We start from the raw sequence: 14,312 nt of genomic DNA, 5'->3' as shown, positions 1-14,312 counted from the left end.
TGTCCTCGCAACGTCCTCCTCGGAGGCCGCGCTCCCCTCGCTCATGCAGAAGATGGAGAAGGCGGGCGCCAGGCGTTCGGTTGTGGGTCTCGTCATCCCGGCCAGATATTCGTTCAATCTGGACGGCACCAATATCTACATGACGCTGGCTGCCCTCTTCATCGCGCACGCGACGAACACGGATCTGTCAATCGGCGATCAGGTGCTGCTGCTTTTTTTTGCCATGCTCCCTTCGAAAGGAGCAGATCGCATTACCAGTACTGGATTCGTCACCTTGGCTGCAACGCTCTTTGTCGTCCCGACCGCCCCTTTCGTCGGCATGACGCTGATCCTTGGCGTCGACCACTTCATGTTCGAATGCCGTGCGTTCACGAATCTGCTCAGCAACGCGATGGCAACGCTCGTCGTCGCGCGCGGTGGGCGACCCGGATGAAGTTCGATCGGCAAAGGCCCTCGCGAGCGGACCCTCGGCGCTTTGGTGGCGGAGGATCAAGTCGGCGGCGTTTCGAAGGGCGGTTGCGGCTGGCCTGCTCGCGCGAACGCCGCTCAGGCATTGCGGGCAGGGCACGAAGCCGCCGTAAAGGAACCGTCCGCTGACATCGGCAGCAATAGAGCTCCGCAATTCGTACTCCGGAACTGCTGGGGTTCTTGGAAGGTTTTCGAACCTTCTGTCTCGCTCCTCCAGCCGAATTGCGTGTGCTTATGAAAGAGATGGAGACTTCAGGTCGCGCTATCTGACAAAATTTGATCATCGGATACGTTCACTCCCCATTGGGGAGGGCGAGTCAGAAGATCGCTACTTCTTGAGACGCACCCATGAAGGAGACGTGACTATAACGTTTAGTGCCGCTTTATGTGGCCAGACGAGGGATGCTGCCTTGATCACTTCCGCACAGATGCGCGCGGCGCGGGCGCTGCTCGGAATCGACCAGGTCAGACTGGCCGAGTTGTCGGGAGTGTCGATTACAACCAGACTGACAGCCGCAAGACCGAGGAGCGCATCCGCGAAAAAGACGTTCAGTTGCGCGAACTCAGCACCGGGTCAAGAACAATTTGCAGATGATCACCGCCCTGATCCGAATCGAAACTCGCAATGCGGTAGAGCCGGACCAAAAGCGTTTCGAGCGCCTAGCAGGAGGTGTCGATGCCTTGGCGATGCTCTACCAAGAACTTTCCGGTGACGAACCAAAGGACGAGGTTGATCTCGGCGTCTATCTGGTCAAATCGCATCGGAGTCATGACCGCGCATACTACAGAGGGCATCCGGCTCGACATGAGCGTGGACACCTACCCAGTTTCGATCAATGTCGCCATGCCCGCCGGACTGGCAGTGAACGAACTGCTGACCAATGCACTAAAGCATGCTTTTCAAGGACGCGAGGGAGGCACGATCACCCTGCACAGCATCGTTGAGGGTGAAGGCTGCCGGGTGGTCGTCGCCGATGACGGTATCGGCCTGCCAGAAGGCGAGACATGGCCCAAGCACGGTAAGCTCGGCGCGTTGATTGCGCGCTCGCTGATCGAAAACGCCAACGCGCAATTCGACGTGAACTCCAGCCCGAATGAGGGCACGAGAGTAACTATCCTGTTCAGGCGGGCCACACAGCCGCCGCCTGTTAGCTGCGTGCTTATGGAGGCGGCTTTTCGCTCAGTAGGTTGCCAGGAGCTTGCCCGGGTCTCCCGAGTGAGCTCTTGCAATGGAGGGGAGTCCGTTCGCTGCCTGAAAGGGATGGCTTCGGTCGGCGGATATCTGGGGCAATGGCAGCCGTTCGTTCCGGCCGATTGAACTGCATGTACGGCTGCTAAGGGGATGATGCCGACCTGGCCGCCTTTTCGAGAACCGGGGAATTCAAGCCCGTGTTGCAGTGACTTTGGGGGCGGCTGGACGCCAAAAAAACAAAGCCAGCTCAGAAGCTCGGCCAAGTTGTGAAGATCAAAATCGCCATCAGGCATTGAAAAAGGCACGCTCTCATTATACATCTCCGATGCGTCGGAAGATTTATTTAGGAGCGACCATGGCAGCTGTAGCCGAAATGCTGAAGGCAACCGAGGCCGCCGTGGTCTCGCGTGTAAGCCTGCGAGATGTCAATCGCGCAATCGATGAACGCATCCTGCCCGATGCCTTCGTATCGGTTGACAACGGCCGGCACGTCCTGGCTGGAGCCTGCTCCTTCATCAGCTTCTACTTCGAGACCGCAAAGCGTCTAACCTCGGAAGAACGACTGTTTGCGATCAGGACGGTTGAGCCCAAGCTAACACGCTCGCGCTCGCTCGCTTGGGCGGCACTGCTGCGCGAGGACTGGACCGTGCGTGACGACTTTCTAACGATCGATCTGATGCCGTTCCTGAAGAGCACGAGTGAACGTCTGTCCGATCTCGAGGCGGCTCGCGAGATGGTCACGTCGTCGGATGACGTGCTCAGCGGCACGCCCGTTATCCGTAACACTCGCGTCCCAGTGTATGATGTCGCGGCATCCGTCACTGTTGGTCATTCGGTTGAGCGCATTCTTGGGGCCTACCCGAACCTTGACACGGAGAAGGTACGGCTCGCGGCGATTTATGCAGAGGCGAACCCCCTGCGAGGGCGTCCTCGTACTGGAGACCTTCCAAAAGGCTCCGTCATCACTTCCGATCGCCGTGTTCCGCGTCTTAGGAAGGCGGGATGAAGTTCCTGATCGATGAATGTCTCACCCCCGAGCTTGCAAAAATTGCGCATGGGAAGGGTCATTGCGAGACCAGCCACGTTGTCTGGCTGGGGCTCGCCGGGCTCAAGGACTGGGAGCTCAAGCCGATCATTCTTGAAGGCGACTGGACCTTCGTAACCAAGAACTCGGTGGATTTTAGGGGGCCAAAGGATAATCCGGGCACCAAGGGACAGTATGCAGATGTTGCCATCCACGCAGGGCTTGTTTGCCTAAACGGCCCGCCAGGCATGGATCTCGACATGCAGATCGAACTTTTCGAAATGGCGCTGATCGAGCTGGACGACGATGATCTTGTGAACCAGGTTCTTGAAGTGATCCTCGAAGACGAGGAAACGTTGCGCGTTGTCCGTTATGCGCTATCGAAGGAATGATCGAAGCCAACGAGGCAGCAAGCCCGGGGCGCAGGACCGATTTCATCAATGATCCTGCCGTCGTCGCGAAGCGCGAACAGGCACCTGGCGAGACTGGCCGCGGCAGAGTGAGACTGTCGCGAACAGACGAACAAACATCACTTGGGCACGCCGCAGAAAGGTGGCAAGCAGTCCTCTGGTCGCAACAAATGGAAGGCACGACTGGACGACATCGTCGCTATGCCAAAGGTCTTCGCATCTGGTCCGATCAGAAATCCTATCTCGACGCGACGGTCGCCTATGAAGAGACAAAAATGTAGCGCAATCGGTTCACGATCGACTGAGAACCATGACCGTTCCTCTGCGGTGCTCAGACTGCCGCTGAGTGCCTGGCCGTTCCACTTTCGAAATATTTGTCGAACTTTGCCGCGATGCTCCTGACAAAGGGCCGGCTTTCCGCAGGCACGACGAAGCGGTCACCATCAAGTTCAAGCAACCGCGCAGGATCTTGGAGGGCCGTGGAACTCGCCTTGAGGAGAAGTCTTTGGCCGGCTTCGCCAAAGCGCTCCACCAGCTCAATCGCCGAGAAGGCGAAGTCACACATCAATCGCTCGATGATCCAGCCGCGAACACGGTCGTCGTCAGAAAGCGCGATACCCCGAACAGCGGCCAGCCCGCCGTCTTCGACCATGCGCCCATACTCGGCGGTCGAAGGCATATTCTGTGCATAGCCCTGGCGAAACTGGCTGATGGACGATGGGCCGAGGCCGATCAATGTCTCGCAGCGGTCCTCGGTGTAGCCTTGGAAGTTCCGGTGCAAAGTCCCGGCGCGGGCCGCAAGCGCCAGCGCATCGCCCGGTTTGGCGAAATGGTCGAGGCCGATTGCTTCGTATCCCTGGTCCACGATCGCCCGCGCCGCCAATTGCGATCGATCAAATCGCTCCTCTGGCCCTGGCAGCCACGCCTCGTCGATCATCGTCTGATGTTTCTTGAACCACGGCACATGGGCGTAGCCAAAAAGCGCGATCCGATCCGGTTCCAGGGTCAGTGCCTGTGCAACCGTGGAGGCGAGGCTCTCCCTGGTCTGATGCGGCAGGCCGTAGAGCAGATCGAGATTGACGGATTCCACGCCGCGCGAACGAACGCCATCAACAACCGTCTTGGTCTGCAGAAAGCTCTGCTCGCGGTTGATCGCCTTCTGCACGTTCGGGTCGAAATCCTGGACGCCGAGGCTCGCCCTTGTCATGCTGATTTCGGCAAGTGCATCGAGGCGGGCATCGTCCATATCGTTGGGTTCGATCTCAACGCTGATCTTTGCACCGGGGAGAAACGTGAAGCTGTTGCGCAGGACGGTTCCCAGCGCCACCAGATCCTCCGGTTTGAGCATCGTTGGCGAACCGCCGCCGAAATGGACGGCACGCACGCGGCCCTTGCCTGCGACAAGACTGGAGACGGTTGCGATCTCGGCATGCAGTGAGCGCAGATATGTGGTCACTGGTTCGTAGTGGCGTGTCTGCTTGGTGTGGCAAGCGCAGAACCAGCAAAGCTTGTCGCAATACGGGATGTGCAGATAGAGCGAGATCTCATCGCCATCGTTGAGCGCCTGCAGCCAGCCACGACAAATTGCAGCATCAATGCCTGTATGAAAATGCGGCGCTGTCGGATAACTGGTATAGCGCGGGACGTTCTCGCCAAGTCTGGCAGCTAGCTCCAGTCGCATGTCGTGGTCCACCGTGTTTGCGTCGCCGGAACTGTGGATGCTTGGATGAGCCTAAGCCCTGATTTCGATCAGCGTTCAGCACGGACAAACTGCCGCAAGGATTTTTCTACCGTCGATTGCTATCCTGCCCGCACTGGACCGGTAGAGCGATCGAATGACATTACGGCAGGACACTCACAGTTCCGGCATTCCCGTTCTTTGCCTGTCTTGCGAGGCACGGCACCGCGGTGTCTGTGGTGCGCTCGAACCAGACCATTTGGCGCAGCTCGCCAAGACGTCGTCGCGGCACAATATCGAGCCGGGGGTCGAACTGATCGGCGACGCCGAGGCGGTCGACTGTTATTCAAACGTGCTTTCAGGCGTGGTGAAGCTGACGAAGAGCCTTTCGGACGGCCGCCAGCAGATCGTCGGTCTCCAGTTCGCGCCGGATTTTCTGGGACGGCCCTTCAAGATGAAAAGCGCGATCAATGCGGAAGCGGCAACAGCTGTCTCGCTATGCTCGTTTCCGAGAGCGGCCATCGAACGGTTGATGAAGGAATCACCGGAATTTGTGCATCGCCTGCTCAAGCAGGCGCTGAACGAACTCGACGAGGCACGCGAATGGATGGTGACTCTGGGGCGCAAGACCGCACCGGAGAAGGTGGCGAGCTTTCTCCTCATGATCGCCCGGAACATCGATTCCAGTGTTGACCCGGCGGCTAGGTCGGCGTGCTTCGAGCTGCCGATGACGCGTGCCGACATCTCTGATTTCCTTGGAATTACAAACGAGACCGTGAGCCGTCAGCTGACCAGCCTGAGAATGGACGGCGTGATTCGGATCGAGAACAACCGCCGTGTCACCGTGGACAGCATGAGCCGGCTGGAACGGCGCTGCGGCGGCCGAGGCGCAACCGCCCTTTGAATGACATCGAAGCTGCATGGCCTACGTCACTTACTTCGTTCGGGGCAGGGCATGCTCGCGTTGGGCTTAGAAGAAGTCGCATAGCGATAGCCCGCTCTCCATCCGATCGGATGAGCCAGGTGCGTTTCGGCCAACTCGTCGGCGAAGCATCCATCCTCGAGGTGCTCGACGTGCAACCGGCTGTTCCAGGCAGGATCGCACTCGGCCGAAGTCAATACGCCTCATACGCAGGGGAAAATCGCCGTTCCCCCGAATCATGAATGTCACGAAGGCAGCGCAACGCTGGCGCTGGCTGTCCCAAGGCATTGAAACGATCGACGTTCGGCAAGGCATCGGCCTACTTTTCAGCGTCACAGAAGGCGCGCTTCCCACACGCCCGCGATCGCCTCCATACCCGGCCCGACCGGGGACGCCGGGCCTGTCCATAAGGGCGGCGGCCGGTGCTGCGCTTCCACATTCGATCGCCACAGTCTGATCGCACCGAACTCGATGCTGCTCGAAGCAAAATCGTGCGGCTCTGACATGGATCAGGGCGAGCAGGCCACGGCTGCGCAATAAGGCACTGCGGTTGGCGCCCGCCGGAATTGGAAATCGGGGCTTGCGATGAAATTCGGCACAGAGATCGTCCTTCTAAGCCTGTTTGCGTTTGCGGCCCTGGTGGCTGCCGGCTTCGGCGTAGATGAACCTTTTCGCCGGCATATGTGGGTTTTGTTCTTCGCCGTCGCTGGCTTCACTGCGATTCTGTTGCGCAACACGGAGTTCAAGCCGGCAGTTCCGATCGACCCCGCCGCTTACATGGATGGGCCGATCCGCTACGGTGCCATCGCCACCGTATTCTGGGGCGTCGTCGGCATGCTGGTCGGCGTGGTCATCGCCCTGCAGCTCGCCTACCCCGATCTCAACATCCAGCCCTGGTTCAATTTCGGCCGACTGCGGCCTTTGCATACTTCCGGCGTGGTTTTTGCCTTCGGCGGCAATGCACTCATCTGCACGTCACTTTATGTCGTGCAGCGGACCTGTCGTGCCAGGCTGTTCGGCGGCGATCTCGCCTGGTTCGTGTTCTGGGGCTATCAGCTGTTCATCGTCATGGCGGCAACCGGCTACCTGCTCGGTATCACCGAGAGCCGCGAATACGCCGAGCCCGAATGGTATGTGGACCTGTGGCTGACCATTGTCTGGATCGCCTATCTCATCCTGTTCCTCGGCACGATCCTGAAGCGCAAGGAACCGCACATCTATGTCGCCAACTGGTTCTACCTTGCCTTCATCGTGACCATCGCAATGCTGCATGTGATCAACAACCTGTCGATGCCGGTCTCCTTCCTGGGCTCCAAGAGCTATTCAGCCTTCTCCGGCGTACAGGACGCCCTGACGCAATGGTGGTACGGCCACAATGCCGTAGGCTTCTTCCTCACCGCCGGCTTCCTCGGCATGATGTATTATTTCGTTCCCAAGCAGGCGAACCGGCCGGTCTATTCCTACCGGCTGTCGATCATCCACTTCTGGGCTTTGATCTTTCTCTACATCTGGGCCGGTCCGCACCACCTCCACTACACCGCCCTGCCGGACTGGGCCCAGACGCTCGGCATGGTGTTCTCCATCATGCTCTGGATGCCGTCATGGGGTGGCATGATAAACGGCCTGATGACGCTCTCGGGCGCCTGGGACAAGCTGCGCACCGACCCGATCATCCGTATGATGGTCATGGCCATCGCCTTCTACGGAATGTCGACTTTCGAAGGCCCGACGATGTCAATCAAGGCCGTCAACTCGCTCTCGCACTACACCGACTGGACCATCGGTCACGTCCATTCGGGCGCGCTCGGATGGGTTGGCATGATCTCGTTCGGCGCGATTTATTTCATGGTCCCGAAGTTATGGAACCGCGACCGGCTTTATTCGCTGCGGCTCGTCAACTGGCACTTCTGGCTGGCGACGCTTGGGATCGTCGTTTACGCCGCGGTGATGTGGGTCTCCGGCGTCATGCAGGGCCTGATGTGGCGCGAATACAACGAGCAGGGCTTCCTGGTCTACTCCTTCGCCGAAACCGTCGCCGCCATGCATCCCTACTACATCATGCGTGCCATCGGCGGCGCGATGTATCTGTCGGGCGCCCTCATCATGGCCTGGAACATCGCCATGACGATCCTCGGCTACCAGCGCGAGGAGGATCCGATGCCGCGCTCCATCCCCGCCCTCCAGCCTGTGCGATCAGGAGCCAGAAAATGGGCCTGATGGACAGACACGCGGTCATCGAGAAGAACGCCACACTTCTTCTCCTCGGGTCCCTGCTGGTAGTAACAATCGGCGGCATCGTCGAGATCGCACCGCTCTTCTATCTCGACAACACGATCGAGAAGGTTGAAGGCATGCGCCCTTACTCGCCACTCGAACTGGTGGGGCGCAACATCTATGTGCGCGAGGGCTGCTACCTCTGCCATAGCCAGATGATCCGGCCGTTCCGTGACGAGGTCGAGCGCTATGGGCATTACAGCCTGGCGGCCGAGTCGATGTACGACCACCCGTTCCAGTGGGGCTCGAAGCGCACCGGGCCGGATCTCGCCCGGGTCGGCGACCGCTACTCGAACGGATGGCACGTCCAGCATCTCACCGAGCCGCGTTCGGTGGTGCCGGAATCGATCATGCCGAGCTACGCGTTCCTGAAGGACATGCCCATCGAGGTGAAGGATTTCTCGACGCATCTGATCGCCAACAGCCGTGTCGGTGTGCCCTATTCAGACGACATGATCGCTCATGCCAATGCCGATCTCATGGCGCAGGCCGATGCGAATGCCGACACATCGGGCCTGGAGAGACGCTATCCGAAGGCCAAGCTTGGGGACTTCGACGGCGATCCGCAGCAGGTCACCGAAATGGATGCGCTGGTCGCCTATCTCCAGATGCTCGGCACGCTGGTCGATTTCAGGACCTATGACGAAGCCGCCGGTTACCGCTGAGGACAATGGCGATGACCTACAATTTCATGCGGGAGTTTGCCGACAGCTGGGGCCTGCTTGCCATGGCGCTTTTCTTCCTCGGATGCGTTGCCTTTGCACTTCGTCCCGGCAGCCGCAGGCAAGCCGAGAGAGCCGCTCACATTCCTCTCAAGGACGACTGATCATGGGCAGCGAGCATATCGACGAGGTTTCGGGCATCTCGACGACCGGCCATGAGTGGGACGGCATCAAGGAACTCAACAACCCGCTTCCGCGCTGGTGGGTCATCACCTTCTACATCACCATTGCCTGGGCGATCGGCTACACCGTCGTCTATCCGGCTTGGCCGATGCTGACTTCCGCGACCAGGGGTGTGCTGGGGTATTCGAGCCGCAAAGACGTCAAGAATGAACTGGCGGCGGCCGAAGTGGCCAAGGGCAAATATGTCGCTGCCATTCAGGCGAAGACCGTCTCCGAGATTACCGCCGACGAGACGCTACGCGAATTCGCCGTCGCCGCAGGTGGCGCCGCGTTCAAGGTCAATTGCGTGCAGTGCCATGGCTCGGGCGCTCAAGGGTCCAAGGGTTTTCCCAACCTAAACGACGACGATTGGCTGTGGGGTGGCAACGCCGAACAGATCCAGCAAACGATTGCGCACGGCATCCGCTTCGCATCAGACCCGGATACGCGCCTGTCGGAAATGCCTGCTTTTGGTGACATCATCACGACGGATCAGATCAAGCAGGTCGGCGCCTATGTCGCAAGCCTCTCCGATCCTGTTCAGGACACAAGCCTGATCGAACTCGGCGCCAACGTTTTCGCCGAGAATTGTGCGGCCTGTCATGGCGAGAATGCAAAGGGCAACAGGGAGCTCGGCGCACCCGACCTGACCGACGCGATCTGGCTTTACGGGTCTGGCGAAACAGCCATCGCCGCGCAGGTCCGCGCGCCGAAGCACGGCGTCATGCCGGCCTGGATCGGGCGTCTCGGCGAGATCAAGGCCAAGGAACTCGCGGTCTATATCCATTCGCTTGGTGGCGGAGAATAGGAACGCAAGCCTATTCTCGTCCTCCCCCCAACCGCCAAGCGACGAGGCCCGGCGCAAGCCGGGCCTCGGCATCATCCAGAAACCGATGGGTCGGGCTTCCGGCGAAATCGTCGCTGGTGACTGGAGCTTCTCGTGCTCGATAACACGCAAATAGAACGGCTCGAAGCCGATGCGGTCAACTCCGCCAGGACCCGTCAGCCGCTCTATGCCGCACGCAAGAAGATCTTCCCGAACCGGGCCTCTGGCAGTTTCCGCCGCTTCAAGTGGTCGGTGATGGCAATCACGCTGGGGATCTACTACCTGACACCTTGGCTGCGGTGGGATCGCGGGCCATTTGCCCCGGACCAGGCCGTGCTGGTCGATCTTGCCAACCGGCGTTTCTACTTCTTCTTCATCGAGATATGGCCGCAGGAATTCTACTACGTCGCCGGCCTGCTGGTCATGGCCGGTGTCGGCCTTTTCCTGATCACATCCACCGTCGGCCGGGCCTGGTGCGGCTATACGTGCCCGCAGACCGTGTGGGTCGATCTGTTTCTGGTCGTCGAGCGAGCCATCGAGGGCGACCGCAACGCGCGCATCAAGCTCGATGCCGGTCCCTGGACTGCGCGCAAACTCGTGCTGCGAACATCGAAACACGCCATTTGGCTGGTCATAGGGGTGCTGACCGGCGGCGCCTGGATCTTCTATTTCGCCGATGCGCCGACGCTGCTTGGGGAACTCTTCACCGGCACCGCCGCCCCCGTCGCCTACATCACCGTGTCCGTGCTGACGGCGACGACCTATACGTTCGGCGGGCTGATGCGCGAGCAGGTCTGCACCTACATGTGCCCATGGCCGCGCATCCAGGCGGCCATGCTCGACGAGAATTCCCTCACCGTCACCTATAATGACTGGCGCGGCGAACCGCGCTCGCGTCACGCCAAGAGGGTCCTTGCCGCCGGGCAGCCCGTCGGCGACTGCGTCGACTGCAATGCCTGTGTCGCGGTGTGCCCGATGGGGATCGACATTCGTGATGGCCAGCAGCTTGAATGCATCACCTGCGCGCTCTGCATCGATACCTGTGACGGTATCATGGACAAGCTCGGCAGGGAGCGCGGACTGATTTCCTATGCGACGCTGGCCGACTACAACGCCAACATGATGCTGGCGACCCCGGGCGGCTCCGGTTCAGTCAACCCGTCACTGGTCAGGAGCGCTGACGGCCTGTTCTCCGACAAGGTGGCCCGTTTCCATATCCGCAAGATCTTTCGCCCGCGCACCTTCATCTACATGGGCGCCTGGTCGGCGGTCGGTCTGGCGCTGCTCTATTCGCTGCTGACCCGCGAACGACTCGAATTGAATGTCCTGCACGATCGCAACCCGCAGTTCGTGACGCTGTCCGACGGTTCGATCCGCAACGGCTACACCGTCAAGCTGCTCAACATGATCCCCGAACCAAGAACGATCATTGTCACGATGCAGGGCCTGCATGGAGCCGAAATGAGCGTTGTCGGCATCGACCTGCCGGCGGATCGCTCCTTTGCCATCCCGGTCGAACCCGACCGGCTGAAGATGCTCAAGGTTTTCGTGCGTCAGCCGGCAGATCAGGTTCGGGGTGCAGCGCAAAGCTTCAAGTTCCGGGTCGAAAACAAGGCAACGTTCGAGTCGGACGAATACACGGCCACTTTCAACGCATCGGAGATCGCCAGATGAGCGACACCTCGCGACAATCCCGCGAATTCACCGGCAGGCATATGCTGTTCACCATCCTTGGCTTCTTCGGCGTGGTCATAGCGGTCAATCTGACGATGGCGACGCTCGCCAACACGAGCTGGACCGGCCTTGTCGTCGAAAACACCTATGTGGCGAGCCAGCAATTCAACAAAAAGGCCGAGCAAGGGCGAGCTCAGGCAGCCCTCGGCTGGACTGGCAAACTGACCATCGCAGGCGGTGAGGTCCGCTACAGCCTCACCGATGCTGTCGGCAAGCCGGTTGCCTTGCATGGCGTCAAGGTGCTGTTCCGTCATCCCGCCTACGAGGCCGAGGACAAATCCGTCACTCTTGAGGCTGCCTCCGGTCAGATATTCGCCGCGCACCGCATGCCCAACGATGGCCTCTGGATCGTCGAAATCGACGCCGATGCGAGCCTTGCGGAACCCTATCGCGACGTTCGCCGGATCATGATTTCCCACGGGGCGCTGCAATGAGCTGCTGCGCGCCAGGCGCCGAAATGGCATTGGACCTGGAAAAGGTCACACTGGTCCTGCCTTCTGGCCAGGAAATCAGACTGGCGAGCCGCTCGATTGGCGAAAATCTTCGCCAGACCGACCTCTCGGTGCCGGCTGTGCATTGTGCCGCCTGCATCCAGACGATCGAGACGGCGATCGGCAAGCTGGATCGCGTCGAAGGCGCTCGTGTCAATCTTTCGACGAAACGTGTTTCGGTCCGGTGGCGCGGCGAGGAGGTTCCGCCATTCGTCGCCACACTTGGACGGCTGGGCTATGGCGCGCACCTGTTCGATCCCGAGGCTGACGGGAAGGACAAGATGCTCTCGGAACTGATCCGCGCCGTCGCGGTCGCCGGCTTTGCGGCGGGCAACATCATGCTGCTATCAGTCTCCGTCTGGTCCGGCGCGCAAGGCGCGACCCGCGACCTGTTCCATTGGGTCTCTGCCTTGATTGCCATTCCTGCGCTCGCTTTCGCCGGCGGCATCTATTTTCGCTCGGCCTGGAATGCGCTGCGCCACAGCCGCATGAACATGGACGTGCCGATCGCGGTCGGGGTATCGCTCGCTTACGCCATGAGCCTCTACGAGACGATCAGCCATGGCGACCATGCTTATTTCGACGCGTCGGTGTCGCTGCTGTTCTTTCTGCTGATCGGCCGCACGCTGGATCACGTGATGCGGGAACGGGCACGGACGGCCGTGAACGGACTGGCTCGGCTGGCGGCGCGCGGCGCCATGGTGCTGCGCGGGGACGGTTCGCGCGACTACTTGCCGGTTGGCGAGATCGAACCGGGAATGGAGCTCTTGATCGCGGCCGGCGAGAGGGTGCCCATCGACGGCAGGATCATTGGCGGGGCGTCGGATCTCGACTGTTCCCTGGTTTCCGGGGAAAGCACGCCCAGAACGGTGGGCCCGGGGGCGCAGGTCCAGGCCGGTACACTCAATCTCACCGGTCCACTGACCATCGAGGCGACGGCCGCCGCGAAGGATTCCTTCCTGGCCGAAATGGTTCGGCTGATGGAAGCGGCAGAGGGCGGCCGCGCCCGCCATCGCAGGATCGCCGATCGCGTCTCCGCGCTCTACGCCCCCGTGGTCCACCTCACCGCCTTTGTGACTTTCCTCGGCTGGATGGCGGCGGCCGGCGACTGGCACCGGGCAATAACAATCGCGATCGCCGTTTTGATCATTACATGCCCGTGTGCGCTCGGTCTCGCCGTGCCGATCGTGCAGGTGGTCGCTGCGCGGCGGCTGTTTGAAAGCGGCGTCATGGTCAGGGACGGCTCCGCCATGGAGCGCCTGGCCGGGATCGACACGGCATTGTTCGACAAAACCGGCACGCTTACGCTCGGACTGCCCAGGCTGATCAATGCGCCGTCCATCGATCCGACGATGCTCGCCATGGCGGCCGAGATGGCAGCGCATTCCCGCCATCCCTTTTCGAAGGCAATCGCTGGCAATGCAGCCTTTGCCGGCCAGCCGAAACTCGCGTCCGTCAGCGAGCATCCGGGCTTCGGCATCGAAGCCATCGCCGAGGGCAGTACCTGGCGGCTGGGTCGCCGCGGATGGGCTGAGTGGAAAGCCCGGACCGGCGGCGAAGGCAAACAAGGCTATGGCGGAACCGTTCTGACGAAGGACGGGGTCATTGTCGCGACTTTCGATTTCGAGGATGAGCTGCGTGCCGATGCCAAGGCGGCCATCGAGCAACTGAACGGCGCCGGCGTGTCGGTGGAGATGCTGTCGGGCGACACAGAAGCTGCCTGCGGCGAAGTCGCGGAAGCGCTGGGCGTCGAGCGCTTCGTTCCCGCGTTGCTTCCCTCCGGGAAGGTCGAACACATCGAAGCATTGACGCGAACTGGCCACAAGGTGCTGATGGTCGGCGATGGGCTCAACGACACGCCTGCATTGGGCGCCGCACACGTTTCGATCGCTCCGGCCACGGCGGCGGATATCGGTCGCAACGCCGCGGATTTCGTGTTCCTGCGTAAAAGTCTTCTGGCGGTCCCACTTGCTTTAGACATTTCGCGGAAGGCCGGACGGCTGATCCGGCAGAACATCGCCATCGCGATCGTTTACAATGGCATCGCCGTGCCGGTCGCCATTCTGGGGCACGTTACGCCACTGATCGCGGCGGTCGCGATGTCCGCCTCGTCCCTCCTGGTCATCGGCAATGCGCTACGCCTGCAAGGTTTCGTGTCAAATGCATCGGTGCAAGATGCCCGACATGACAGGCGCTCCGACATTGGCGCACTGGCACAATCCTGATGACGACGCTCGCCTACCTCGTACCTGTGGCCCTGTTCCTCGGGGCGCTTGGGCTGGCCGGGTTCCTGTGGGCCTTGAGGAGCGGCCAATATGAAGATCTCGATGGCGCCGCGGAGCGGATCCTGATCGACCGCGACGAGCCACGCACTTGACCCAGCCTGCCCTGCGAGGACTCGCTCGAATA

General features: G+C 60.7%; 14 protein-coding genes and 2 pseudogenes. 15 read left to right on the top strand and 1 reads right to left on the bottom strand.

Annotation, left to right across the window (positions count from 1 at the left end):
• The 6 genes and pseudogenes from NKI47_RS32190 to NKI47_RS32165 all read left to right on the top strand — a co-directional run.
• The coding region (locus NKI47_RS32190; protein WP_352595365.1) for a cation:dicarboxylate symporter family transporter at nucleotides 1-433 on the top strand (433 nt) is incomplete at its 5' end.
• Nucleotides 434-878: 445 nt separating this feature from the next.
• A pseudogene (locus NKI47_RS32185) lies at nucleotides 879-971 on the top strand (helix-turn-helix domain-containing protein); the annotation flags it as partial.
• A pseudogene (locus NKI47_RS32180) lies at nucleotides 944-1,600 on the top strand (ATP-binding protein); the annotation flags it as partial. The pseudogenes NKI47_RS32185 and NKI47_RS32180, both read left to right, overlap by 28 nt.
• 415 nt (nucleotides 1,601-2,015) lie before the next feature.
• On the top strand, nucleotides 2,016-2,666 hold the full coding sequence (locus NKI47_RS32175; RefSeq protein WP_352595363.1) for a DUF433 domain-containing protein: 651 nt from the start codon (nucleotides 2,016-2,018) through the stop codon (nucleotides 2,664-2,666).
• Nucleotides 2,663-3,076 (top strand): DUF5615 family PIN-like protein, encoded by a 414-nt coding sequence (locus tag NKI47_RS32170; RefSeq protein WP_352595360.1) that lies wholly within the window; start codon nucleotides 2,663-2,665, stop codon nucleotides 3,074-3,076. Before NKI47_RS32175 ends, NKI47_RS32170 begins: the two co-directional genes overlap by 4 nt.
• Complete coding sequence (locus tag NKI47_RS32165; protein WP_352595357.1) at nucleotides 3,073-3,375, top strand: hypothetical protein; 303 nt, start codon at nucleotides 3,073-3,075, stop codon at nucleotides 3,373-3,375. Before NKI47_RS32170 ends, NKI47_RS32165 begins: the two co-directional genes overlap by 4 nt.
• Before the next feature lie 50 nt (nucleotides 3,376-3,425).
• Here the strand turns inward: NKI47_RS32165 and hemN are convergent, their stop codons facing one another.
• Nucleotides 3,426-4,775: an oxygen-independent coproporphyrinogen III oxidase gene (hemN, locus tag NKI47_RS32160; protein WP_352595355.1), complete on the bottom strand. Its 1,350-nt coding sequence runs from the start codon at nucleotides 4,773-4,775 to the stop codon at nucleotides 3,426-3,428.
• A 154-nt stretch (nucleotides 4,776-4,929) separates the two neighbouring features.
• Between hemN and NKI47_RS32155 the strand changes: the two genes are divergently transcribed.
• From NKI47_RS32155 to ccoS, 9 genes are all read left to right on the top strand, one after another.
• Nucleotides 4,930-5,676, top strand: a complete 747-nt coding sequence (locus NKI47_RS32155; protein ID WP_352595352.1) for a Crp/Fnr family transcriptional regulator — start codon at nucleotides 4,930-4,932, stop codon at nucleotides 5,674-5,676.
• A gap of 603 nt (nucleotides 5,677-6,279) precedes the next feature.
• Nucleotides 6,280-7,911 (top strand): cytochrome-c oxidase, cbb3-type subunit I, encoded by a 1,632-nt coding sequence (gene ccoN, locus NKI47_RS32150; protein ID WP_352595350.1) that lies wholly within the window; start codon nucleotides 6,280-6,282, stop codon nucleotides 7,909-7,911.
• A complete protein-coding gene (gene ccoO / locus NKI47_RS32145) occupies nucleotides 7,902-8,633 on the top strand; it encodes a cytochrome-c oxidase, cbb3-type subunit II (protein WP_352595348.1) in 732 nt (243 codons plus the stop codon). Before ccoN ends, ccoO begins: the two co-directional genes overlap by 10 nt.
• Before the next feature lie 11 nt (nucleotides 8,634-8,644).
• Complete coding sequence (locus NKI47_RS32140; RefSeq protein ID WP_023679629.1) at nucleotides 8,645-8,794, top strand: cbb3-type cytochrome c oxidase subunit 3; 150 nt, start codon at nucleotides 8,645-8,647, stop codon at nucleotides 8,792-8,794.
• A gap of 2 nt (nucleotides 8,795-8,796) precedes the next feature.
• On the top strand, nucleotides 8,797-9,660 hold the full coding sequence (gene ccoP, locus NKI47_RS32135; protein ID WP_352595345.1) for a cytochrome-c oxidase, cbb3-type subunit III: 864 nt from the start codon (nucleotides 8,797-8,799) through the stop codon (nucleotides 9,658-9,660).
• 132 nt (nucleotides 9,661-9,792) lie between these two features.
• Complete coding sequence (gene ccoG / locus NKI47_RS32130) at nucleotides 9,793-11,352, top strand: cytochrome c oxidase accessory protein CcoG (RefSeq protein WP_352595342.1); 1,560 nt, start codon at nucleotides 9,793-9,795, stop codon at nucleotides 11,350-11,352.
• The gene (locus NKI47_RS32125) at nucleotides 11,349-11,846 is read left to right on the top strand and encodes a FixH family protein (protein ID WP_352595340.1); all 498 of its coding nucleotides are present in this window, start codon (nucleotides 11,349-11,351) and stop codon (nucleotides 11,844-11,846) included. Before ccoG ends, NKI47_RS32125 begins: the two co-directional genes overlap by 4 nt.
• On the top strand, nucleotides 11,843-14,128 hold the full coding sequence (locus tag NKI47_RS32120) for a cation-translocating P-type ATPase (protein WP_352595338.1): 2,286 nt from the start codon (nucleotides 11,843-11,845) through the stop codon (nucleotides 14,126-14,128). Before NKI47_RS32125 ends, NKI47_RS32120 begins: the two co-directional genes overlap by 4 nt.
• Entirely contained in the window at nucleotides 14,128-14,280 is a 153-nt protein-coding gene (gene ccoS, locus NKI47_RS32115; protein ID WP_352595335.1) for a cbb3-type cytochrome oxidase assembly protein CcoS, read from the top strand. The genes NKI47_RS32120 and ccoS overlap by 1 nt, the downstream gene beginning before the upstream one ends.
• Nucleotides 14,281-14,312 lie beyond the last annotated feature (32 nt).

This window comes from Mesorhizobium sp. M0633 (assembly GCF_040320645.1).
GTDB lineage: Bacteria > Pseudomonadota > Alphaproteobacteria > Rhizobiales > Rhizobiaceae > Mesorhizobium.
The sequence above is the reverse complement of the archived record's forward strand: the minus strand, read 5'-3'. Positions and strand labels throughout refer to the sequence as shown.

Coding starts and splice junctions, on each gene's coding strand:
- NKI47_RS32175 (WP_352595363.1), top strand. CDS start 2,016: ATGGCAGCTGTAGCCGAAATGCTGAAGGCAACCGAGGCCGCCGTGGTC.
- NKI47_RS32170 (WP_352595360.1), top strand. CDS start 2,663: ATGAAGTTCCTGATCGATGAATGTCTCACCCCCGAGCTTGCAAAAATT.
- NKI47_RS32165 (WP_352595357.1), top strand. CDS start 3,073: ATGATCGAAGCCAACGAGGCAGCAAGCCCGGGGCGCAGGACCGATTTC.
- hemN (WP_352595355.1), bottom strand. CDS start 4,775: ATGCGACTGGAGCTAGCTGCCAGACTTGGCGAGAACGTCCCGCGCTAT.
- NKI47_RS32155 (WP_352595352.1), top strand. CDS start 4,930: ATGACATTACGGCAGGACACTCACAGTTCCGGCATTCCCGTTCTTTGC.
- ccoN (WP_352595350.1), top strand. CDS start 6,280: ATGAAATTCGGCACAGAGATCGTCCTTCTAAGCCTGTTTGCGTTTGCG.
- ccoO (WP_352595348.1), top strand. CDS start 7,902: ATGGGCCTGATGGACAGACACGCGGTCATCGAGAAGAACGCCACACTT.
- NKI47_RS32140 (WP_023679629.1), top strand. CDS start 8,645: ATGACCTACAATTTCATGCGGGAGTTTGCCGACAGCTGGGGCCTGCTT.
- ccoP (WP_352595345.1), top strand. CDS start 8,797: ATGGGCAGCGAGCATATCGACGAGGTTTCGGGCATCTCGACGACCGGC.
- NKI47_RS32125 (WP_352595340.1), top strand. CDS start 11,349: ATGAGCGACACCTCGCGACAATCCCGCGAATTCACCGGCAGGCATATG.
- NKI47_RS32120 (WP_352595338.1), top strand. CDS start 11,843: ATGAGCTGCTGCGCGCCAGGCGCCGAAATGGCATTGGACCTGGAAAAG.
- ccoS (WP_352595335.1), top strand. CDS start 14,128: ATGACGACGCTCGCCTACCTCGTACCTGTGGCCCTGTTCCTCGGGGCG.